General features: G+C 73.6%; 21 protein-coding genes. 7 read left to right on the top strand and 14 right to left on the bottom strand.

Translation table 11 applies throughout. The features are described from left to right. Nucleotides 1–81: 81 nt before the first annotated feature. A complete protein-coding gene (locus tag ACFT2C_RS26285) occupies nucleotides 82–1,059 on the top strand; it encodes an NAD(P)-dependent oxidoreductase (RefSeq protein ID WP_377210065.1) in 978 nt (325 codons plus the stop codon). A gap of 94 nt (nucleotides 1,060–1,153) precedes the next feature. Here ACFT2C_RS26285 and ACFT2C_RS26290 read toward each other — a convergent pair whose 3' ends face one another. From ACFT2C_RS26290 to ACFT2C_RS26330, 9 genes are all read right to left on the bottom strand, one after another. Then, nucleotides 1,154–2,356 carry a DNA-formamidopyrimidine glycosylase family protein gene (locus ACFT2C_RS26290; protein WP_377210047.1) on the bottom strand — a complete coding sequence of 401 codons (1,203 nt, stop codon included), beginning with the start codon at nucleotides 2,354–2,356 and terminating at the stop codon, nucleotides 1,154–1,156. After that, nucleotides 2,349–3,137: a ribonuclease III gene (gene rnc / locus ACFT2C_RS26295; RefSeq protein WP_377210048.1), complete on the bottom strand. Its 789-nt coding sequence runs from the start codon at nucleotides 3,135–3,137 to the stop codon at nucleotides 2,349–2,351. Before rnc ends, ACFT2C_RS26290 begins: the two co-directional genes overlap by 8 nt. A gap of 1 nt (nucleotide 3,138) precedes the next feature. Beyond that, nucleotides 3,139–3,333: a 50S ribosomal protein L32 gene (gene rpmF, locus ACFT2C_RS26300; RefSeq protein ID WP_189668127.1), complete on the bottom strand. Its 195-nt coding sequence runs from the start codon at nucleotides 3,331–3,333 to the stop codon at nucleotides 3,139–3,141. A 2-nt stretch (nucleotides 3,334–3,335) separates the two neighbouring features. After that, a complete protein-coding gene (locus tag ACFT2C_RS26305; protein WP_377210049.1) occupies nucleotides 3,336–3,932 on the bottom strand; it encodes a YceD family protein in 597 nt (198 codons plus the stop codon). Nucleotides 3,933–4,056: 124 nt separating this feature from the next. Further along, nucleotides 4,057–4,569, bottom strand: coding sequence for a pantetheine-phosphate adenylyltransferase (gene coaD / locus ACFT2C_RS26310; RefSeq protein WP_377210050.1), 513 nt, complete (start codon nucleotides 4,567–4,569; stop codon nucleotides 4,057–4,059). Beyond that, a complete protein-coding gene (gene rsmD, locus ACFT2C_RS26315) occupies nucleotides 4,566–5,174 on the bottom strand; it encodes a 16S rRNA (guanine(966)-N(2))-methyltransferase RsmD (protein WP_377210051.1) in 609 nt (202 codons plus the stop codon). The genes coaD and rsmD overlap by 4 nt, the downstream gene beginning before the upstream one ends. 101 nt (nucleotides 5,175–5,275) lie before the next feature. Next, on the bottom strand, nucleotides 5,276–6,253 hold the full coding sequence (locus ACFT2C_RS26320) for an endonuclease/exonuclease/phosphatase family protein (RefSeq protein ID WP_377210052.1): 978 nt from the start codon (nucleotides 6,251–6,253) through the stop codon (nucleotides 5,276–5,278). A gap of 128 nt (nucleotides 6,254–6,381) precedes the next feature. Further along, complete coding sequence (locus ACFT2C_RS26325) at nucleotides 6,382–8,640, bottom strand: ATP-dependent DNA helicase RecG (protein WP_377210053.1); 2,259 nt, start codon at nucleotides 8,638–8,640, stop codon at nucleotides 6,382–6,384. Beyond that, a complete protein-coding gene (locus ACFT2C_RS26330; protein WP_377210054.1) occupies nucleotides 8,637–10,388 on the bottom strand; it encodes a DAK2 domain-containing protein in 1,752 nt (583 codons plus the stop codon). The genes ACFT2C_RS26325 and ACFT2C_RS26330 overlap by 4 nt, the downstream gene beginning before the upstream one ends. A gap of 316 nt (nucleotides 10,389–10,704) precedes the next feature. Between ACFT2C_RS26330 and rpmB the strand changes: the two genes are divergently transcribed. Then, a complete protein-coding gene (gene rpmB / locus ACFT2C_RS26335; RefSeq protein WP_119143026.1) occupies nucleotides 10,705–10,902 on the top strand; it encodes a 50S ribosomal protein L28 in 198 nt (65 codons plus the stop codon). A gap of 155 nt (nucleotides 10,903–11,057) precedes the next feature. After that, on the top strand, nucleotides 11,058–11,570 hold the full coding sequence (locus ACFT2C_RS26340) for a GNAT family N-acetyltransferase (RefSeq protein WP_377210055.1): 513 nt from the start codon (nucleotides 11,058–11,060) through the stop codon (nucleotides 11,568–11,570). A gap of 14 nt (nucleotides 11,571–11,584) precedes the next feature. Here the strand turns inward: ACFT2C_RS26340 and ACFT2C_RS26345 are convergent, their stop codons facing one another. Beyond that, nucleotides 11,585–12,694: a thiamine-phosphate kinase gene (locus ACFT2C_RS26345; RefSeq protein ID WP_377210056.1), complete on the bottom strand. Its 1,110-nt coding sequence runs from the start codon at nucleotides 12,692–12,694 to the stop codon at nucleotides 11,585–11,587. Between the two features lie 138 nt (nucleotides 12,695–12,832). On the opposite strand from ACFT2C_RS26345, the gene ACFT2C_RS26350 reads away from it, so the two are divergent. Further along, on the top strand, nucleotides 12,833–13,309 hold the full coding sequence (locus ACFT2C_RS26350; RefSeq protein ID WP_377210057.1) for a DUF3515 domain-containing protein: 477 nt from the start codon (nucleotides 12,833–12,835) through the stop codon (nucleotides 13,307–13,309). After that, nucleotides 13,306–14,076 carry a TetR/AcrR family transcriptional regulator gene (locus ACFT2C_RS26355; RefSeq protein WP_377210058.1) on the top strand — a complete coding sequence of 257 codons (771 nt, stop codon included), beginning with the start codon at nucleotides 13,306–13,308 and terminating at the stop codon, nucleotides 14,074–14,076. The genes ACFT2C_RS26350 and ACFT2C_RS26355 overlap by 4 nt, the downstream gene beginning before the upstream one ends. On the opposite strand, the gene ACFT2C_RS26360 is transcribed toward ACFT2C_RS26355, so the two are convergent. The 4 genes from ACFT2C_RS26360 to ACFT2C_RS26375 form a co-directional block, all read right to left on the bottom strand. Continuing rightward, nucleotides 14,073–14,606, bottom strand: a complete 534-nt coding sequence (locus tag ACFT2C_RS26360) for a hypothetical protein (RefSeq protein ID WP_377210059.1) — start codon at nucleotides 14,604–14,606, stop codon at nucleotides 14,073–14,075. The genes ACFT2C_RS26355 and ACFT2C_RS26360 overlap by 4 nt on opposite strands. A gap of 97 nt (nucleotides 14,607–14,703) precedes the next feature. Further along, the gene (locus ACFT2C_RS26365; RefSeq protein WP_377210060.1) at nucleotides 14,704–15,852 is read right to left on the bottom strand and encodes a D-alanine--D-alanine ligase family protein; all 1,149 of its coding nucleotides are present in this window, start codon (nucleotides 15,850–15,852) and stop codon (nucleotides 14,704–14,706) included. Nucleotides 15,853–15,871: 19 nt separating this feature from the next. Next, nucleotides 15,872–17,467 carry an AMP-binding protein gene (locus ACFT2C_RS26370; RefSeq protein ID WP_377210061.1) on the bottom strand — a complete coding sequence of 532 codons (1,596 nt, stop codon included), beginning with the start codon at nucleotides 17,465–17,467 and terminating at the stop codon, nucleotides 15,872–15,874. Between the two features lie 61 nt (nucleotides 17,468–17,528). Next, a complete protein-coding gene (locus ACFT2C_RS26375; RefSeq protein ID WP_377210062.1) occupies nucleotides 17,529–19,232 on the bottom strand; it encodes an aldehyde dehydrogenase family protein in 1,704 nt (567 codons plus the stop codon). 162 nt (nucleotides 19,233–19,394) lie between these two features. Between ACFT2C_RS26375 and ACFT2C_RS26380 the strand changes: the two genes are divergently transcribed. After that, nucleotides 19,395–20,630, top strand: coding sequence for a PucR family transcriptional regulator (locus ACFT2C_RS26380; protein ID WP_377210063.1), 1,236 nt, complete (start codon nucleotides 19,395–19,397; stop codon nucleotides 20,628–20,630). Between the two features lie 124 nt (nucleotides 20,631–20,754). Beyond that, complete coding sequence (locus tag ACFT2C_RS26385; RefSeq protein ID WP_377210064.1) at nucleotides 20,755–21,963, top strand: acyl-CoA dehydrogenase family protein; 1,209 nt, start codon at nucleotides 20,755–20,757, stop codon at nucleotides 21,961–21,963. The last annotated feature ends 93 nt before the right edge of the window (nucleotides 21,964–22,056 follow it).

A 22,056-nucleotide genomic window follows, 5' to 3' on the forward strand; every position in this document is an offset into this window, starting at 1 on the left:
GACCACCGGTGGTCGAGCCTGTCGAGACCCGGACAGGCGCTCTACCTCGCGGTCCATGCCGGGTCGGGTAACGTCCCCGCCGTGAAGATCCTCGTACCGGACGTGCCCTTCGACCTCGACTTCCCGTCCCTGCTGCCCGACGGCGGAGCCTCCTTCGCGCCCGGCGGCGCCGACACCGTCGTCGCCTACGCGATGGGCGAGCCGGTGCCGGAGGAGCACACCGACGCCGAGATGCTGGTCACCTGGTCCAACCCGCCCAAGCTCCTTGCCGACGCCGCCCGCCGGCTGACCCGGCTGCGCTGGGTGCAGACGCTCTCCGCCGGCCCGGACGTGGCGCTGCGCTCCGGGTTCGGGCCCGACGTCGTGATCACCTCCGGCCAGTCCCTGCACGACGACACCGTCACCGAGCACGCCCTGGCCCTGATCCTCGCCTCGGTGCGCCGCATCGACGTCTCCCTGGCCGCGCAGCGGGAGCACCACTGGGCCAAGGAGATCGCGTTCGCCCAGGCCGACCCGGTCACCGGCCGTGAGTACACGCTCGACGGCGCGCGCGTCACCATCTGGGGCTTCGGCTCGATCGCCCTGCGCCTGGCCCCGCTGCTGACGGCGCTCGGCGCGCAGGTCACGGGCGTCGCCTCGCGTGCGGGCGAGCGCTCGGGCTACCCCGTGGTCGACGCCGACGGCCTGGACGCGCTGCTGGCCGAGACCGACCTACTCATCTCCCTCCTGCCGGCCGTCCCCGCGACCCGGCACATCCTCGACGCCCGCCTGCTGAGCCTGCTGCCGCCGTCGGCGCGCTTCGTCAACGTCGGCCGGGGCGCCACCGTCGACGAGGCGGCTCTCGTGGACGCGCTGCGTTCCGGGCGGCTCGCCGGCGCGGCGCTCGACGTCATGGAGACGGAGCCGCTGCCCGCGGACTCGCCGCTCTGGGACGTCCCGAACCTGATCCTCACGCCGCACGTCGCGGGCGGCCGGCCGCGGGGCGCTCCGCGCCTCTTGGCCGAACAGCTCACGGCGTGGCGCACGGGCGCAGATCTCCGCAACGTGGCCACGAGGTAGCCCGGACTCTGCGAAGTAGAGCGCCTGTCCGGACGTGCGCTCTATCTCGGCCACAAGCTGCCGGCGAAGTAGAGCGTCTGTCGGGACAGACGCTCTACTTCGCCGATCTGGGGGCGGGCTGGCAGACCGGGCAGCTGAACGACGAGCGGTTCATGAACGCGTCACGGCGGACCAGCGTGCCGCAGCGGCGGCACTCCTCGTTCTCGCGGCCGTACACGGCGAGCGACCGGTCGAAGTAGCCCGACTGCCCGTTCACGTTGACGTACAGCTCGTCGAAGCTGGTGCCGCCCTGGGCGAGCGCCTCGCGCATGACCTCGGCCGCCGAGTCCAGCACCCGGCGCACGTCAGCGACCCTGAGCTTTTCGGTCGGCCGCGCCCAGTGCACCTTCGCCCGCCACAGCGCCTCGTCGGCGTAGATATTGCCGACGCCCGACACGACGGTCTGGTCCAGCAGCACCCGCTTCACCTGGGTCCGGCGTCGACGTACCCGCCGGACCAGGTCCTCCAGGTCCAGGTTCGGGTCGAGCAGGTCGCGGGCGATGTGCGCCACCGGCTGCGGCAGCAGGGGCAGGTCGGAGCCGTATCCGGCCGGAACGGTCGACGCAGGAGCTTTCGTCGCCGGGCTGTTCGACGGCGGTGTGGTCGACGCCCGAGCCTTCGACGCCGGGCTGTTCGACGGCGGGGCGCCGTCGGGCACCAGGTCCTGGACGCTCAGGTGCCCGAACGTGCGCTGGTCGACGAAGTCGAGGTAGCGCGCCCCGGAGGGCGCACCGGTCAGGTGCAGCCGAACCCGCAGGTGAGGATGGCGCCAGTCGTCCGCCGCCGTGGCCCTGCCCGGCTCGTCGGCGAGCACGGCGCTCGGGCCCGGACCTTGCTCTCCGGTCACCTTCGCGCCGCGGACCAACAGCTGCCCCGACATACCGAGGTGGGCCAGCAGTGCCGCGGCGGGGTGGGTCTCGACAGGCTCGACCCGCGAGGACGGGTCGACCTGCGAGGACGGGTCGACCCGCGAGGACGGGTCGACCCGCGAGGACGGGTCGACCCGCGAGGACGGGTCGACCCGCAAGGAGGGGTCGACCTGCGAGGACGGCTCCGCAAGCGGGAGCCAGAGGAACTTGCCGCGGCGCACCGCGGCCACGAGGCGCCGTCCGGCGAGCTGGTCGCGGAACGAGTCCGGGCCGCCGTCGTGCCGACGGACGCTGTACTCGCGGAAGACCTCGACGTCGCGCACGACCGCGCCGACCACCAGGCGGTCGAGACCGTCCCGGACGGTCTCGACCTCGGGGAGCTCAGGCACCTGCGGCCGGCGCCTTGCTGCCGGACGTGCTCCCGGCGTCCGCCGCGCCGGCGTCCCCGGCCTTGGGCAGCGGGAACTTCTCGAGCAGAGCCCGGTACGTCTCCTCGGCCGCGCCCTGCTCGGCATGCTTCTTCGCGCTGCCGGAGCCGGAGCCGTAGGTGACGCCGTCGATCACCACCGACGAGTGGAAGACCCGCGCGTGCTCGGGGCCCTCGAACGTGGCGACATACTCGGGCGAGCCGAGGCCGCGCTCCGCGGAGGCCTCCTGTAGGGAGGTCTTCCAGTCGAGGCCCGCGCCCAGGCCCGCCGCGACGTCGAGCGTCGAGTCCACGAGCCGGTGCACCAGCGCACGCGAGATCTCGAGGCCGTGCGAGAGGTAGGTGGCCCCGATCAGGGCCTCGACCGTGTCGGACAGGATCGAGTCCTTCTCGAAGCCGCGCGTGCGGATCTCACCCTTGCCGAGCAGCACGTACTTGCCCAGGCCGAGGGTGCGCGCGATCGCGGCGAGCGCGCGCTGCGACACGGTCGCCGCGCGCATGCGCGCCAGGTCGCCCTCCGACAGGTCCGGATGACGGCGGTACAGCGCCTCCGTGACCACCAGCCCCAGCACGGTGTCGCCCAGGAACTCCAGGCGCTCGTTCGTGGGGATGCCCCCGGCCTCGTGCGCGAACGACCGGTGGGTCAGTGCCAGCACAAGAAGCTCGGGGTCCAGATGGACCCCGAGCTTCTCGAGCAGCGCGGTAGGTTCCGGCCTCGCCGGCGACGTCCCGCCCTTGGCCACGTCAGCCCGCGTGAACGGTCTTCAGGGCGTCGCGGTACGTGCGGCCCTTGTAGGTGCCGCACGTCGGGCACGCCGTGTGCGGCAGCTTGTTGCCCTGGCACGACGGGCAGGTGGTGAGGGTCGCTGCGGTGGTCTTCCACTGCGAGCGACGCGCACGGGTGTTGCTGCGCGACATCTTGCGCTTCGGAACAGCCACGGCTAGCTCTCTTTCGTCTCGTCCGACACGCTCGTAGATTCGAGCATGCTCTGAAGCGCCGACCAACGAGGGTCGACTACGTCATGGTGATGACCGGGGTCGTCAGCCAGGCGCGCTCCGCACTCGGAGCACAGGCCCGGGCAGTCCTCCCGGCACAGCGGTTGAAATGGTAGTGCAGTCACGACCGAATCCCGAAGCGAAGGCTCCAGGTCGGCCATGTCGTCGTCGTCCAGGACCGACTCCTCGTCCTCCACGTCGACATCCCCCACCTTGGCCGACGCCGCGGCCTTCTCGGGGTAGGCGAACAGCTCCGTGACGTCGACCGTGATCTCACGGGTGATGTCGTCGAGGCAGCGGCTGCACTCGCCCTTGGCCGTGCCGCGGACCGTGCCGGAGACCAGCACGCCCTCCATCACGGACTCGAGTCGAAGGTCCAGCTCCAGGTCAGAGCCCTCCGGGATACCGATCACGGCGGTGCCGAGGTCCGACGGCGCCTGCACGGTAGCGCTGTGCGTACGCATCGATCCGGCACGCCGAGACAGCTCGTGCGTGTCGAGCACGAGCGGCGAGTTCGGTTCGCGGGAAATAGCAGACTCCATGAAGGCAGTGTCCGAGAAGGACGGTGAAGGGGGGCGGACCGGCGCAGTGCTGCACGCCACGGGCCAAAAACCAATCCTACGACATCGAGCGGGCGTTACGCGCGCCTGTGCGGGGTGACAGCCCTCACGAGCCGGACGGCGGCTGTCCCAGCGCGGACCGCAGCGCCGCCGTGACCCCCGCGGGAACGAGGTCGTCGACCGGTCCGCCGTGCCGCACGATGTCCTTCACCAGCGACGACGCGACGTGGGCGAACTTCTGGTCCCCCGGCAGGAAGATCGTCTCGACGCCCGACAGGTGCCGGTTCATGAGCGCCATCGGCTGCTCGGCATCGAAGTCGCCGCCGCCGCGCAGACCCTTCACGACGGCGACCGCCCCCGCCTCCCGGCAGAAGTCCACCAGCAGCCCCGGCACCACCGCGACGCGCACCCGCGACAGCGCGGGATCGGTCTGCGCGCCGGAGTGCACCGCCGCGCGGACGAGCGCGGCGCGCGTCTCCAGGTCGAGCAGGCCGGACTTGCCGGGATTCTTGGCGATGCCGACCACGACGTCGTCGAACATCGTGGCGGCGCGACGCACGATGTCGAGGTGGCCGAGGGTGATGGGGTCGAAGGACCCGGGGCAGACGGCGGTGGTCACGCGCCCACGCTATCCGACGGCTCCGCGTAGTAGACCGCGGTCTCCCCGTAGTCCTTGCGCGCGAGCCGGGCCAGGCCCGCAGGCCAGGCCGGCTCGGGCGTGCGGATCGAGCGCTCGACGACCACCACCGCGTCGTCGGCCAGGACGCCCGGCGCGGCCAGGTGCGTCAGGACGACGGCGAGCGCGGCCTCGTCGAGGTCGTAGGGCGGGTCGAGGAAGACCAGGTCCAGCCCCGCCGCCGTCGTGCCGGGAACGGCGGCGGGCCGCGGGGCCGCGCCCGCGAGTGATGCCGCGAACCGCTCGGCGGTCTCCGTGGTCACGCGCACCCCGGTCAGGCCCAGCCCGGCCACGTTCCGGCGCGCGACGTCGGTCGCGGGGCGTGCGCTGTCCACGAGAGTCACCGATGCCGCGCCGCGGCTGGCGGCCTCCAGCCCGAGCGCGCCCGAGCCGGCGTAGAGGTCGAGCACGCGGGCGCCGTCGAGCACGCCGAGGTGCTCCAGGCGGGAGAAGATCGCCTCACGGACGCGATCGCTGGTGGGCCGGGTGCCTTTGGCCGGCACGGCAATGGTGCGCCCGCCGAACACCCCGGCAACGATCCTGGTCACCCGCCGACCCTAACCCGCCCCCGACCCGTTGAGTGCTGGCTATTTGCGCCGAAACGGCGCGCGGGAGCGCAAATAGCCAGCACTCACCAGACCGGGGTGGGTCAGGACCAGGGGGTGTCTATGTGGGCTAGCAGGGGGAGGTGGTCGCTGCCCGTCGACGGGAGCGTGCGGGTCTCCGTGACCGTGGCGCCGCGGGCCAGCACATGATCGATCTGCACCACCGGGAAGGACTCCGGGTAGGTGAACTCGAAGCCGGTGGTCGGCGCGGTGACGAGGTTGGTCAGCGGCGCGATGGCGTCGTCGGCCAGGACGGCGTTCAGGTCGCCCGCGACGATGACCGTCTCGTTCTTCTCGGCGTTGACGGCGTCCGCCAGCTGCAGCGCGCTCGCGTTGCGCAGCTCCGTCTCGAACCCGCCTCTCCCGAACCTCACCGACGGCAGGTGCGCGACGAACAGCGCGACCGACGCCCCCTCGCGCTGGATCACCACGCGCAGGCAGCGGTCCCAGGTCGCGTCGACGCCCTCCGGCCGGATGTCCACGGCCTTGGCGCCCTTGAGCGGGTACTTCGACCAGACGCCGACCGTGCCCTGCGTCTCGTGATGGGGCAGCGCCTCGCCGAACGCTTCGGTGTACTGCTCGGCCGTCTCCTCGGATACCTCGGTGAGCGTCACGATGTCCGGCTCGGCGGCGAGGAGCACCTCGGCGGTGCCCGCCACATCGGTGTTGGTGTCGCTGACGTTGTGCTCCACCACTGTCAGGTCGCCGGGCGCAGGGTCCGCCGGACGCACCTGCGGCAGGAACACCCAGATCCACGCCGCCAGCGGCAGCAGGACGGCGAGGACGGCGAGCGCCGACCGCCGCAGCAGGGCGGCGAGGATGCCGAGCGGCACGGCGAGCCCGAGCCACGGCAGGAACGACTGGACGAGACTGCCGAGGTTTCCCCAGCGGTTCGGCACGAATTCGTGGGCCACGAGCAATACGGCGACCACCACGGAACCGAGCGCCAGCAGCCTCCCGCGCTGCCATGCAGTCTTTGCCGGTGCGTCGGTATGGATCGCGTGTCTCGCGTCGACCATCATCGGCGGGGACTCTATCGGTTGTGCGTTGCGCGCGTAAGAAGTCGGTCATCGCTTTCACCCCGCCGATTTCACCCTGCTGAACCCGGCCGGGTGTCGCCGGACACCCACGCGCCCGTTGACGCCCGAGGTCACGCGCGTTCCAGGAACTCCTCCTGGTCCTCGTCGAGCTGCGCGTGGATCGCCTTCGCGAGCTCGGGAAACTCCGTCAGGTCGGGCGACGCCCGCACGACGTCGGCGGCCGCGGTGCGGGCCTCCTCGATGAGGCCGGCGTCCTTGACCACCCGCAGCAGGCGCAGCGAGCTCGCCCGGCCGGACTGCGCGGCGCCGAGCACGTCGCCCTCGCTGCGCAGCTCCAGGTCGAGGTTCGCGAGCTTGAAGCCGTCGGTGGTCTGGGTCATGGCCTCCAGCCGGGCGAAGGCAGGGGTGCCGGGCTCGGCGTCGGACACCAGGAGGCACAGGCCCGGGTCGGTGCCGCGCCCCACGCGCCCGCGGAGCTGGTGGAGCTGGGAGATGCCGAACCGGTCGGCGTCGAAGATCACCATGGCGGTGGCCTCCGGTACGTCCACGCCCACCTCGACCACCGTGGTCGAGACCAGCACCGGCGCCTCGCCGGAGGCGAACCGGGCCATGGCCGACTCCTTCTGGTCGGGCGGCATCTGCCCGTGCAGCACGCCGACCTCGATGCCCGCCAGCTCGGGCCGCGAGCGCAGCTCCTCGACCACCTCGAGCACGGCACGCAGGGGCGGACGCTCGGCGCCCTCGGCGCCCGGGCCGGTCTGGTCCAGGAACTCCGGGACGTCGTCGAAGTCCTTGGCCGCCGCCTTGGTCTCCTCGTCCGGGTGGATCCGCGCGCACACGACGTAGGCGCGGCGGCCGGCGTCGACCTCCTCGCGGACGCGGGCCCAGGTGCGGTCGGTCCAGCGGGTGTTCCCCGCGGGGACGGCGACCGTGGTGATGCCCGCACGCCCGGCCGGCACCTCCGTGAGGGACGACGTCTCCAGGTCGCCGAAGACCGTCATCGCCACGGTGCGCGGGATGGGCGTGGCCGTCATGACCAGCAGGTGCGGCGAGACGCGCCCCTTGGCGCGCAGCGCGTCCCGCTGCTCGACGCCGAACCGGTGCTGCTCGTCGACGACGACAAGCCCGAGGTCGGCGAACTGCACGTGCTCGGACAGCAGGGCGTGCGTGCCGACGACGATCCCGGCCTCGCCGCTCGCGGCCTGGAGCAGGGCCTCCTTGCGGGCCTTCGCGCCGAGCGAGCCGGTCAGCAGCGCCACCCGGGTGCTGACGCCGGTGCGCTCCGCGCCGAACAGCGTGCCGGCGTCGGCCATGGGGCCCAGCAGGGCGCGCAGGGTCCGGGCGTGCTGCGCGGCGAGCACCTCGGTGGGCGCGAGCAGCGCGGCCTGGCCGCCGGCGTCGACCACCTGCAGCATGGCGCGCAGCGCGACGACGGTCTTGCCGCTGCCGACCTCGCCCTGCAGCAGCCGGTGCATCGGGCGGGGGCTGGCGAGCTCGACGGCTATCTCGTCGCCGACCGCGCGCTGGCCGTCGGTGAGCACGAACGGGAGGGACGCGTCGAAGTCGGCGAGGAGGCTCGCCTTCCCCGCGGGCAGCGGCGGGCGGGCGGTGGCATCCTCGGCGGCCGTGCGGGCCCGGCGCTGGGCGAGCGCCGCCTGCAGGACGAACGCCTCCTCGAACCGCATCCGGTGCCGGGCCCGGTAGGCCTCCTCCATCGTCGCCGGCCGGTGCAGGCTGCGCAGCGCGGCGGCGCGTGGGGGCAGGCCCTGGCGCTGCAGCACCTCGTCGGGCACCGGGTCCGGCACGTCAGGGTCGGTCAGCGTGTCGAGCACGACGCGCAGCGCGCCCTGGACCTTCCAGCTCGGGATGCCCGCGGCCGCGGGGTAGATCGGGATGGGCTTGGTCGCGTGCTCCAGCAGCGCCTCGTCGCTGTCGAGGTCGGACTCCTCCCCCATCAGCGTGAAGTCCGGGTGCGTGAGCTGACGGGTGCCCCTGTACAGGCCGACGGTCCCCGTGAACAGGCCCTTCGCCCCCGGGACCAGGCGCTTCTCGTGGTTGTAGAGCGAGCCGCGGTGCTTGCCGAAGAAGGTGAGCGACAGCCGGCTGCTCCCGTCCGTCACGACCACCTCCATGAGCGCGCCCTGGCGGTTGCGCATGGGCCGGACCGTCGCCTGCTCGACGCGCGCCAGGATCGTCACGTGCTCGCCCACCTCGAGTGCCGCGATGTCCGTCAGTGCGCCCGGATCGGCGTACCGGCGCGGGTAGTGGCCCAGCAGGTCGCCCACGGTCGCCAGCCCGAGCTTGCCCAGGGCGGTGGCCGTCCGCTTGTCGAAGGCCCGCTCCAGCCGTTCGTCCACCCGCGCGGTCATGCGGCGCCCTCCGTCTCCTCCGTGCCGAGATGCACACCGTCACCCGTGCGGCCCGTCGCCAGGACCACGAGCTCCGCGTCGGGCGCCCGTTCGGCGAGGACGGCGGCGAGCCGGCCGGGCAGGTCGCCGGGGGCGTCCGCGTCGAGCAGGGCCGTCGCGACGGTGGTCCCGGGGCCGACGGCGGCGCGCAGGGCGTCGACCGCGGCGGCACCCCGCGCGGCCACCACGGTCAGCGCGGCGAGCGCCTCCACCACTGTCGCGCGCGCGTCGATCGCGAGCGGCTCTCCGGTCCCGTCCGGCAGGCCGATCGGCAGCAGCGTCCCGAGCGCGGCAAGCGCCACGACGGCGTGCAGGTCGGTGGGCGTCGGCACGGCGACCACCTCGTCGACGTCGAGGTGGGGCTCCGTCCCGGCGGCAGCGTCGGGCACCCCGAGGAGCAGCACCCGCCGGGCTCCGGTCGACGCCGCGGCACGCCCGACGTCCTCGGGCGTCAGCGCCTCCACGGTGCTGCCGACCCCTCCGGTGAGGAGCACGACGGCGCCCGCGCGGGCGAGGTCCGCCGCCAGGCCGGGGGCCGACGTCGCGGCCACGACACCCCATTCGTGCTGGCCGACGGCCGCCAGGTGCCGCACGTGTACCTGGGCCAGGGCGCCGGCCCGCGCGGCCCGCGCCGCGATGGCCAGTGCCTCGTCGAGGCGGTCGGTGTGGACGTGCGCCTGCCAGACGGCGGTCCCGGTGCCGGCGTCCCCGCCGACCACGACCACCGAGTCGCCCACCTCACCGAGCGCGGCGCGCAGCTCGGCCGCGACCGTCTCCGACGCCGCCTCGGCGGGCCCGGTGAGGACGAACATGAGCTCGAGGGCGCCCGCGTCGGCGGCGCCGTCGTGCGGCTCGATGCCGCGCGCCTCGGTCACGGGCGGCGGTGCGCCGGCGTCGAGCAGCTGGTCCAGGTTCACGGTCTCCATGGTGCCGTCCGCCACTGACACTCGGCCCGCTGCCGAGTCGGACGCCGCGCCGGCCGAGGCCTCGGACACGGCGACGACCAGCGCGTCGAGCACGAGGACCAGCCCCAGCGCCCCGGCGTCGAGCACACCCGCAGCGCGCAGGGCGTCGAGCTCGTCCCGGCTCGCCCGCGCGGCCGTTCGGGCCGCGGCCGCCGCGGCGGTCACGGTCTCCAGGGGCCCCGCACCCGCCCCGGCACCGCCGGCACCAGCATCGCCCGCCCCGTCGCCCCGGGCCGCGTCCCGCCCGGCCGAGCCCTCGACCGCGCGCGCGGCGGCCGCAGCGGCGTCGGCCGCGGTGAGGATGGTGCCCTCGGCCGGCTGCGCCACCGCCGACCTGGCCGACGTCGCCGCCCGCGTGAGCAGGTCCGCCGCGCCGCCGCCGCGCCGGGCGGCCACCGCCAGCCCGCGCAGCCACTCGCTGAGGATCACGCCGGAGTTGCCGCGGGCACCCAGCAGGGCCGCGCGGGCGAGCGTCGCGAGCAGCTCCGGCCCCGTCGCGTCCGCGGGCGCACCCGCGACCGCCCGGTCGCCCTCGCGCAGCGTCAGGTAGAGGTTGGTGCCGGTGTCGGCGTCCGCCACGGGGAAGACGTTGACGCGGTCGATCGCCGCGCGCTCCCGCCGCAGGGCCGCCGTCGCGCCACGGGTCCAGGCGCGCACCAGGCGCGGGTCCTCGAGGCGGACGCCGGCCGGGAACGGCTCCGGACCAGAATCAGCCGGCCGGCTACCGCTGTCGACGTCGGTCACGCTCTGCCCTCCTGGACGTGGCACTACAACGACCCGGGCGCCCGCCCGGACGGATCCCACCGTACCCAGCGGCCGACCCGCTCGCGTGCGGCCGTCCACAGGCCCGGCGCGCGGCCGACGTCCGGAAGGCCGGGTGTGACGCACCACCCGGCGACTACGGTTTGAGGGCGCGGCCTGCGATCAGGTAGTCTGACGAAGTTGCCTGGCCCGCTAAGAAGCGTTGATTGCTCTGAAACGTCCAGGCGCCCCCTTTTTGACCATCCATCACGTCGTGCTGTCGTTTCTGCACAGGCGTGCACGACATTCAGGAGACACCGTGGCTGCCAACTGCGACGTCTGCGGCAAGGGCCCGGGCTTCGGGCACAGCGTTTCGCACTCTCACATCCGCACCAAGCGTCGCTGGAACCCGAACATCCAGCGCGTCCGTGCGATCGTGGGCGGGACTCCCAAGCGCGTCAACGTGTGCACCTCCTGCCTCAAGGCCGGCAAGGTCACGCGCAAGGTCTCGGCCTGACGCTGCCGCAGCCGGGTCGCTGACGCGACCCGTACATGATTGACGAAGACGCCTGTCGGGTTTGCACCTGGCGGGCGTCTTCGGTGTTCCCGTAACCTTCAACCATGCCCCAAGAAGTGGTTGCGCTAGGCACCGCAGGGTGAAAAGGTGAGGTCATGATGGCACCGGAAGACGTGACCATCCGCCCAGCAACGACGACTGACGCCGAGGCCATCGCTCGCGTCGACATCGCCTCCTGGCGTGGTGCTTACTCGGAGATTCTGCCCGATTCCTACCTGTCCTCGCTCGACGTCCACGAACGGGCCGGGCTGTGGCGAAACGCCGTGACCGCGCGCGCGACCACAGTGCTGGTCGCCGAGGACGAGGTCGGCCCCGTCGGGTTCACCAGCGTCGGCCCGGCGCGCGACGAGGACGCCGAACCGGGTGACCGCGAGATCTACGCCATCTACCTGCACCCCCGCGCGTGGGGCACGGGTGTGGCCCGCGACCTGATGCGGACCGTGCTCGACGGCCTCACTCCCGGCACGGTCGTGAGCCTCTGGATCCTCGAGGGCAACGAGCGCGCTCAGCACTTCTACCGGCGGCACGGGTTTCAGCACGACGGCACCGAGCGCATCGACGAGATCGGCGGCCGGCCGCTCAAGCAGCTCCGCTTCCGCAAGCGCTGACCCACCCCCGCGGGTCAGGGGTGGAAGTGGTCCCAGCCCGAGGCGGTGTCAGGGGTCTTGCCGCCGATCGTGACCGGTGGCTCCTGCTCCCCGCGGCCAGCACCCGGCCCAGCGTCCGGACCCGCACCGGGCAGCTCCTGGACCTGTCCGACGGCGGTCCAGCCCGCCGGCAGCACCGTCCCGGCCGGGAACGTCGCGAGCAGCCCGTGGTCCTCTCCCCCGGCCCAGATCCACGCGCCGGTCAGCCCGTCGATGTCCGCGTTCCCCGGACCCCAGCCCGGGTCGCCCAGGCCCGTGGCCGCGGCGACGGCGCGCGCCGCCGACCGCAGCGCCTCGCGGTCCGCGGCGAACGCCCCGGGGTCGAGGTCGATGCGCACGCCGCTCGCGACGGCGACCCGTCCGGCGTCGCGCAGCAGGCCGTCGGAGACGTCGAGCATCGAGGTGGCGCCCGCCTCGGACGCCGCGATGCCCGCGGCGAGCGGCGGGTCGGGCCGCAGGTAGGCGGCCACGAGCCGCTCCCACGCGTCCTCGAGCAGCACGCCGTCGGAGACCTCGAGCGGCGCGGAGGACAGCGGCGCGCGGACCAGGCCGGCCTCCAGGAGCGCCAGCCCGGCGGCCGACCAGCCGCGCACCCCGGCGTGCGCGACGACGTCGCCCGGCCGCGCGCCCGACCGCAGCACCGGCGCGCGTCCCTCCAGGTCGCCGTGCACGGTGATGCTCACGACCAGGCACGGCCCGCCCGACAGGTCACCGCCGACGGCCCCCGCACCGACCGGCGCGCAGCCGTCGGCCAGGCCCCTGGCCAGGCCGGTCACCCAGTCCAGCTCGGTGTCGCCCGGCACCACGAGGGACGTGACCAGCGCCGTCGGCCGCGCGCCCATCGCCGCGATGTCGGCGAGGTTCTGCGCGGCGGCGCGCCGGCCGACGTCGTACCCCGTGGACCAGCGGGCGCGGAAGTGGCGGTCCTCGACCAGCACGTCGGTCGATACGACGAACCTGCCGTCGGGCGCCGCGAGCACCGCGGCGTCGTCGCCGGGCCCGAGCAGCGTGGCGCTCCCCTTCGGCAGGAGGGGAACTATGCGCTCGAGGATCTGCTCCTCGGAGAGGTCACGGACGCGGGTCACTGGTAGACCATAAATGCCCGCGCGACCAGGCGCGGCATACGGGCCGGGGCGCGCGCGCCGCGCGGCTGCCCACACCGGCCCCGCGGACGGCGCACGGCGCCGGGGACGACCACCATCCGGGGCGGGTAACGTATCTCCGTGCTTCCCGCCCGTTTCGTCTCCGCATCGGCCGCCGCCTTCCTCCTGATCGCGGCGCTGGGCGGGTGCGCGCGGACGATCGGCGTCGAGGTGGCGCCGGACGCCGCCGACCCGAAGTGCGCCGAGGTCATGCTGGCCGTGCCGGACGAGCTCGGCCCGGACCTGCCGAAGGTGCCGACCGACGCCCAGGCCACGGCGGCGTGGGGCGAGCCGGGCGGCGCGGTCACCATGCGCTGCGGCGTCGAGCAGATCGGCCCGGCGGCGGACTGCCAGCACGTGGACTCGGGCGACGGCACCACCGTCGACTGGATAGTCACCACCGACGACGAGGGCACCTGGTCGTTCGTCACCTACGGCCGCGAGCCGGCGGTCGAGGTGATCGTGCCGCCGAGCGTCACCGAGGACCACTCGACGTCGTTCATCGCGGACCTCGCCGGCGCCGTGACGCAAGTACCTGCCACGAAGGAGTGTCAGTGAGCCCGGCAGCATCACCGGCGGTCGTCACCGCCCCGCCCGCCCAGTCCCCGCCCGTCCAGTCCCGGCGCGAACGCCTGCGTGACGAGCTGCGGCGCGAGGTGCTCGACGCCGCCCGCCACCAGCTCGCCGGCCAGCACGGCCTGAGCAAGCTCACGATGGCCGCCGTCGCGAAAGAGGTCGGCGTCACGCCGCCCGCGCTGTACCGGCACTTCGAGAACCGGCAGGACGTCATCGCGCAGCTCTGCGTGCTGATCGTCGAGGAGGTGCTGGCCCAGCTCAGCGCCGCCGTCGCCCGGCAGCGGCCGGGCGACATCGCCGCCGCGCTGCTCGCCTCGACACGGGCGTCGCTCGAGTGGGCCGTGAGCAACCCGGCGGAGTTCGACCTCGTGATCGGCTCCGGCATCCGCGCCGAGATCCCGGAGAGCGACACCCTCCAGCGCCGCATGGCCGAGATGGTCGGGGGGCACTACGTGCCGCTCTTCCGCGCGCTGGCGGCGTCAGGCATCCCCTTCGCGGCCGACGACGAGATCGATCCCGAGCTGGCCGAGCAGATCTGCCGGTACCGCGACGCCGTCGGCGGGCCGGACCTGCCGCTCGGCATCGCCCACCTCATGGTCACGAGCTGGCGGCAGGTCTACGGCCTGCAGTGCATGGCCGTGTACGGGCACCAGGAGTTCGCGTTCGGCGACCACGTGGCGCTCCACGAGGACATGGTCTCCGCGCTGCTGGTCCAGATGGGCCTGGACCCGCACCCGACCGTGCGTTAGCGCACCATCGAGTCCTTGCCGGCCTCCATGGTGTGCAACGCGTCCGCGTTGGTGATCAGCTGGATGCTCCCGCTGTAGGAGATCGACGAGTCCTTCATCGCCACGCCCAGCAGCTCGGCCAGCGCGGCGAGGTGCCGGGCGTCGTGCGCGCAGAGGCGGTGCACGTGGTGCGTGGCCGTGACCATCTGCAGGGCGAACACCGGGTACTTCCACACCGGCTTCCAGAAGTCCGTGCGCTGCCACGCCCGCGCCGCCGGCCAGGCCGCGCCGGCACACGCCATCGCGAAGGCGGCCTCCCACGGGATGCCGTCGGCCCCCGCCATGCGGAGCAGCAGGACGACCACCGCGACGATGGCGAACGGGTACGCCACCTGGTTCGCCCACGCGCCGATGGGCTGGGGCTTCGCCACGCCGACCACCTCGACCCGCATGACGTTGCTCAGGGCGAACGTGGTGAGCCCGATGGAGAGGACCCCGTTCGCGACCCGTACCTCGCGCACGGCGTACTTGTACCGCGGCCCGCCCAGCATCCCTGCCTCCTCGTCGCGCCCTTCGAGGTGTCGTACGCCCAGGTCACCAGAGTGATCCGCGCGTCCGACACGTCAGTGAGAGGCAGAGTACAGGCGATCAGCGCAGCCCGGTGGGCCGCTCCAGGGCGAGCTGGACGAGCTCGTCGATCAGCTCCGGGTAGCTCACGCCCGAGGCCTGCCACATGCGGGGATACATCGAGAACGGCGTGAAGCCCGGCATGGTGTTGATCTCGTTGACGATCACCTGGCCGTCGGGCGTGACGAACACGTCCACGCGCGCCAGGCCCTCGGCGTCGACCGCCTCGAACGCGCGCACGGCGATCTCCTGGATCTCCTTGGTGACGTGGTCGGGCAGGTCCGCGGGGCAGGTGAGCTCCACGGCGGACTCGTCGAAGTACTTGGCCTCGTAGTCGTAGAACTTCTTGGTCTCGTCGGTCACGACGATCTCGCCCGGCAGCGACGCCCGCGCCCGCGCCCCGCCGCGGCCGCCCAGCACCGCGCACTCGATCTCCCGGCCGACGATGCCCGCCTCGACGATCACCTTGGGATCGTGCCGGCGCGCCTCCTCGACGGCGGCGGGCAGGTCGTCCAGGGAGTCCACGCGGGACACCCCGAGCGACGACCCGGCCCGGGCCGGCTTGACGAACAGCGGCAGCCCCAGCGGCTCGACGGTCTGCAGGACGACGTCACGGTGCTGGTCCCAGTCCCGCGGCTTGATCACGGCGTACGGGCCGATGGGCAGGCCCTGCCCCGCGAACACCATCTTCATGAAGTGCTTGTCCATGCCGACGGCGGACGCCAGCACGCCCGAGCCGACGTACCGCGCGTCGGCGAGCTCGAGCAGGCCCTGCAGGGTCCCGTCCTCGCCGTACGGCCCGTGCAGCAGCGGGAAGACGACGTCGACGTCGGCCAGCGCGGACGGCACCTGGCCCGGCTCCATGACGCGCAGCGCGGAGTCGCCCACGGTCAGCGGGAGCACGACCTCGGCGGCGGAGGCGGGCACCTCGACGGCCTTGCCGTCGGTGATGGCCCAGCGCTCCGGCTCGTCGGCGGCGATGACCCACTGCCCCTTCGGGGTGATGCCCACGGGCACCACCTCGTACTTCGAGCGGTCGATGGCGCCCATCACGCCGCCGGCGGTCGCGACGGAGATCCCGTGCTCGCCGGAGCGCCCGCCGAACAGGATGACGACGCGGGTCCGCGGGGCGGCGTTCCCGGCGGAGGCTGGTTCGGTGTGGTGCGACATCGCGCCGAGACTACCCCGCCTACCGCGCCACCCGGAGGTCCTTGCGCAGGATCTTGCCGGACGCCGACTTCGGCACCGCCTCGATGAACTCCACGGCGCGCACCTTCTTGTACGGCGCGACCTGCTCGGCGACGAACGCGATGACCTCGCTCTCGGTCAGCGTCGCCCCGGGTGCGGTCACGACGAACGCCTTCGGGATCTCACCCGCTTCCTCGTCGGGCATGCCGATCACCGCGGCGTCGGAGATCTTGGGGTGGGACAGCAGCAGCGCCTCCAGCTCGGCGGGCGGCACCTGGTAGCCCTTGTACTTGATGAGCTCCTTGAGCCGGTCCACCACCTGGAACACGCCGTCGGCGTCGACGGTGACGATGTCGCCGGTGTGCATGAACCCGTCGGGCTCCAGGGTGTCCGCCGTCGCCTGCGGGTTGCCGAGGTAGCCGACCATCACGTTCGGCCCGCGGCACAGCAGCTCGCCCGGGCCGGAGACGCCCTCGGCCGGCTGCTCGATCTGATCGCCCGTGGCCGGGTCGACGATCTTCGCCTCCATGTTGGCCACGAGCAGCCCCACCGACCCGGACGAGATGTCGCGGCGCACGAACGGGATGACGTGCGAGACCGGCGACATCTCGGTCATGCCGTAGCCCTGGAGCACCCGTACATCGGAGCCGAGCCGGGCCACCACCGCCGCCGCGAGCTTCTCGTCGAACGGCGCCGCGCCGGACAGCACGGCCCGCACGCTGGAGAGGTCGTACGAGTCCACCAGCGGGTGCTTGGCCAGGGCGAGCGCGATCGGGGGCGCCACGAACAGGAAGGTCGCCCGGTGGTCCTGGAGCACCCCGAGGTACTGCGCCAGGTCGAACCGGGGCAGCGTGACGAGCCTCGCCCGGGTGCGCAGCGCGACGTTGAGCAGCACGGTCATGCCGTAGATGTGGAAGAACGGCAGGACGCACGGCACGACGTCGTCGCGCTCCACGCCGATCGCGAAGCACTGCGCCACGTTCGCCACGAGGTTGGTGTGGGTCAGCATGACGCCCTTGGGGCGGCCCGTCGTGCCCGAGGAGTACGGCAGCACCGCGAGGTGCGTCGCGGGGTCGAACGTGACGTCCGGGGCCGGGTGCGGCTCGGCCAGCAGGTCGGCCAGCGAGGCGTACCCGGGAGCCACCGCGGAGTCGCCGTCGAGCACCACGAGCTGCTCCGGCGCGAGGCCCGCGCCCTTCGCCCCCGCCTCGGCCGCCGGGAGCAGCGCCGAGACGGTGATCACGAGCCGGGCGCCCGAGTCGAGGAGCTGCTTGGCGATCTCCGGACCCGGCGACAGGGCGTTGATGGTGGTGACGGTCACCCCGGCCCGCAGCAGGCCGTGGAACACCGTGACGTAGGCGGGGAGGTTCGGCGCGTGCAGGGCGACGACGTCGTCCACGCCGAACCCCCGCGCCGCGACCGCGCCCGCCACCGCGTCGATCTGGGCGAGCAGGGAGCGGAACGACGTCTCTGCCCCGCTGACGCCGTCGACCACCGCTACGCGGTCCAGGTCGTCGGGGGTGATATCGCCGAACAGGTACTCATGGACGCTGACGGACGGGATCACCACGTCGGGCAGCGTGCTCCGGATCACCATCGTCGGTCTCCTTCGGTCTGGCGCCGGACCGCCGTTGGGCCGGTGCAGGAGCATTGTGGCGTCAGGACCGGAACGCCGCGAGCAGTACTGGTACCAGCCTGCCCCACGACGGCGCCGTCGCATAGCGAGTGAGCTGCCGGCCCGTGTCCGTCACGCTCCGTGAGCTGCCGAACCACGGCGGCTTCGGGAAGAGCGAGAGCTCGCCGTGCAGCACGCTGCGCGGGAACGCGCGGAAGGGCCCCGTCACGACCGTCCGCTCGGGCCGGTCCAGCAGGTGCCCGTTGTGCACGACGTCGACGCCGGAGCCGACGTCCGCCAGGGTGTGCCCGGGGAACGCGCCCCACGTGGCACCGGGCAGCAGGAAGCTCATGCCGGTCCAGGCGTTGATCGCGATGTTGCCGTAGCGCAGATCGGCGATCGCGTCGTCGAACGCGTCGCCCATCGCCCTGCGCTCCTGCGGCCGCACCAGCACGTTGGCGCCGAGCGTCCCGGACAGCGAGTCGTTGGCGAAGCTGACGGCGGCGCTCAGGAACTCCGCGCCCTGCCCGGGGAGCTGCGTCCACGCCAGCACCGGCGCGAAGTACTCGTCGGTGCACGCGGGGTCGCCCGCCGCGACCTCCGTCAGGAGGCCGGCGCCGGCGTGCTCGGCGTCCGGATGCGCCTCGGCGGCCCGCGCGACCTTGGCGTCCGCGCCCGGGTACCAGGTGTCGCGGGCCGGCGTCGTCGCCAGGGCGCGCCGCAGCTCCGCGAGGAACGCGTCCTTCTGCGCCCAGTCCGCCGAGAGCACGACCACCTGGCCCGCCACGCAGTTGTGCCCCGCGTTGTGCAGGCGCATCGTGGCGACGTGCTCGGCCTGGAACCGCAGGTCGGCGGCGCTCCACCGGCCGGGGACCACGATGACGGGCGCGACGCCGCCCAGCTCGCTCGTGATCGGCACCCCGAGCCTGGGGTCGTTCTCCGCCCGACGCCGCTCGGCCTCCTCGCCGGTGCCCCACACGATGGCGTCGTGCGTGACGGCGGAGCCGGTGATGTGCACCTTGTCGATGCCGCTGTGCCGCGTGAGGTACCCGCCAACGGCGGCGTCGCCGTTGACGATCCGGACCACGCCGGCCTCGATCAGGGGCGCGAGCGCCCTGCGGTAGACCCCGAGCAGGCCGCCGAACGTGGGGTTGAGCTTCACGAGCGAGGCGCGGTTGTGCGCGACGAGCTCGTAGAACGCGTCCAGAGGCGCGATGGACGAGATGTTGCCGGCGCCCAGCACCAGCCCGACCCCGCCGTACTCGCCGACGGCGCCCGCCCGGAGGCCCGCCTCGTCGCGCACCTGCCGCTCCGGGACGCCCGGCGCCATCCACACCTCGGCCTGGAAGCCGTTGAACAGCACCCACTCCTGGGCGCTGCGCGGCAGCACGCGGACGGCCACGCGCTCGCCCGGCGCCGTGCCGACGTCGAGCCCGTCGAGCGGCGAGCCGCCCGCCGCGAGCGCCTCGTAGGACCGCGCGTAGGTGGCTGCGCTCTCCAGCGCGCCGTACGGGCCGGTCATCCACTCCTCGCCCAGGTAGGGGGCGGACGGCGCGATGTGCTTGGCCTCGGCGGCGGTCGTCGCCCACTCCTCGGCGACGTCGGCGATCGCCGCGTGCACCCTCCGGAAGAGCGCTCCCCGGTCCGCGACGGGCAGCTGCGCCCACCGTTCCGCGCCGACCTTGAGCTCCTCGACGGCCCGGTCGAGGTCGCTCTCCATGGTGGCTTGTGTGTCTGTCACGCTCATCCGCTGTCTCCTTCGACCGCATGGCATCCGACCGCGCGGGCCGGCTCTCATTGACCCGTTGACCAATAGCCTATGGGGCGCCGCCGGTCGGGGGCGAGACCCGGCGACTTGGCATTTCGACCTTCGGTGCACAGCGGGCCTGCCGCCGTTAGGCTGCCCGGCATGTCGGACATCGCCGTAAGTGGGCGTCATGACCTCCGCGATGCGCTCGACCTGCTGAGCGATCAGGTCGCCGACGGCATCCTGCACGCGGAGCCGGTCTACCGGGACACCCGGCTCCCGGCCGCCGCCGTCCAACCCCTGGTCCGGGCCAACCTGGCGGAGATCCTCGCCGCGCTCGCCGGCGAGACGTCGTCGCTGGACCCCGCGCGGGAGACGGGCCGGGTCACCGCCGCCGAGGGCATGCCGCTGGACCTGCTGCAGCACGCCTACCGCCTGGCCGGCCTCCGCATCTGGGAGGAGCTCGCCCGGCGGCTGCGCGCCCGGACCGACACGGGCGCCCTGCTCCGCGCCTCCTCGCGAGCGTGGTCCGCCATCGACCGCTCCTCGAACGCCGCGGTCCAGGCGCACCTGGAGGCGTCGGCCGGACTGGGCGAGGACATGGCCCGCACCGAGCTCCTGCGCGGTGTCCTGACCGGGGCCGTGCAGGACCTCGAGACCGCGCGGCGCGCGCTCGGCCTGCCTGCCGACGTGATGCTGGTCGTCGCGGTCACGGCGCCCGGCCTGCCCGCCGTCCCGACGCCGGACGGCGCGCCCGCTGTCCCGACGCCGGACGGCGCGCCCGGCCGGCAGGATGTCGGCGTCGGCGTGGTCGGCGTCGGCGTCGGGCCGCCCCGGGTGAGCGTCCGCTGGCTGACCCACGAGGGCGACCGGCTGACGCTCGTCGCCGCGCCCACCTCGGACGACGCCCACGGCGTCCTCACCCACCTCGCCGCGCACGCCAGGACCGGCGCGAGCCGTCCGTTCGCGAGCCTCGGCGACGCGCCCGCCGCGCTGGCCCAGGCCCGCACCGCCGTGCGCTCGCTGCCCCCAGGTCAGGTGGGGCTCTCTCGGTACGGCGACAGCCCGCTGGACGCCCTGCTGGTGGCCGACGGCGAACGCGCCGCCGAGCTCGCCGCCGCCGTCCTCGGCGGGCTCCGGGACCGTGCCGCCCGGGACGAGGAGCTGCTGCTCGGCACCCTGGAGGCATGGTTCGAGCACGGCGGTTCGGGTACCCGGGCGGCGGCGGCGCTGCACTGCCACCGGAACACCGTGCTGAACCGGCTGGCCCGCGTCGCCGAGCTGACCGGGCGGGACATCAACGACCCCCGCGCCGCGGCCGAGCTGTACGCGGCGGTGCGCGCCCGCCGCCTCCACCGCCCGACCCGCCGGCCCGCCGCCCCGCGCCCGGGCTCCTGACCTTGGTTCAGCAGGCTCGGGCGGAGCCGTAACCCCGGTCCTGGTGGCCGCCTGGCGCCTGGTGAACCGGAATCAGCTCAGCGGTTCAGCACAACGGCACGGTCGGCGGGGATAGCCTCGTCGGGTGACTTCCCTCCTGTCCGACGACCTGCTCGCCAGCTTGCGCGAGCGCGCGGCCGACTACGACCGCGACAACGCCTTCTTCGCCGAGGACCTGGCCGACCTGCAGGCCGCAGGCTATCTCGGTGCCATGGTCCCGGTCGCGCTCGGCGGAGCCGGGCTCACGCTGCGCGAGACCGCCCGCGCGCAGGCCCGGCTGTCCGCCCACGCGCCGGCGACCGCACTGGCCGTGAACATGCACCACGTGTGGGTGGGCGTGGGCCGCTACCTGCACGAACGCGGCGACTCGTCGCTCGACTGGCTGCTCCAGGAGGCTGCGTCGGGCGAGGTGTTCGGCTTCGGCTACTCGGAACCGGGCAACGACCTGGTGCTGCTCGGCTCCCGCACGGAGGCGCGGCCCGACGGCGCCGGCGGGTACACGTTCCACGGCCGCAAGATCTTCACGTCCAACTCCCCCGCCTGGACCCGGCTCGGGGTGCTGGGCATCGAGTCGCCGGGCGGCGGCCGCAACGGGCGCGGGGGCAACGGGCGACCCGGCAACGGGCGGGGCGGCGAGCCCCGGCTGGTGCACGCCTTCGTCACCCGCGACGGCGGCGGGTTCGAGATCCTCGACGACTGGGACACGATCGGCATGCGCGCCTCCCAGTCCCGCACCACGATGCTCGACGGCGCCCACGCGCCCGCCGACCGGGTGCTGCGCCTGCTGCCGCCCGGGCCGTCGCTCGACCCGTACGTCCTGGGCATCTTCACGTCGTTCGAGGTGCTGCTCGCCTCCGTGTACGCGGGCATCGCGGACCGGGCGCTCGAGCTCGCGGTCGACGCCGTGGGGCGCCGCACGTCGATGAAGACCGGCAAGTCCTACGCGCAGGACCCCGACGTCCGACGCCGGATCGCCGACATGGCCCTGGCGCAGGACAGCGTCTGGCTCCAGATCGACGGGATCACCCGCGATCTCGATGCCTCGGCGTCCGACCCCGCGCTGGACCGCGGCGCGGGCTGGTTCCGGGCGACGGCGGGGCTCAAGGTGCGCGTGACCGAGGCCGCGCGCGACGTCGTCGACCTCGCGATCCGGGTGTCCGGCGGCTCGACCTACTTCAATACGTCCGAGCTGGGCCGCCTGTACCGCGACGTGCTCGCGGGGATCTTCCACCCCTCCAGCGACGACGCCGCCCACGCCACGGTGGCCCAGTCCCTCCTGGGCCCGCTGGAGTAGGCGCGGGCCTGCGCCGCCGCCGGCTCCGCCGTCGGCCCAGATGATCGGCAAAAGGTCAGGTGATCGGATGTCCGTGCTGCCGTTCACCTGACC

The organism is Promicromonospora sp. NPDC057138 (assembly GCF_042670845.1).
Classification (GTDB): domain Bacteria; phylum Actinomycetota; class Actinomycetes; order Actinomycetales; family Cellulomonadaceae; genus Promicromonospora.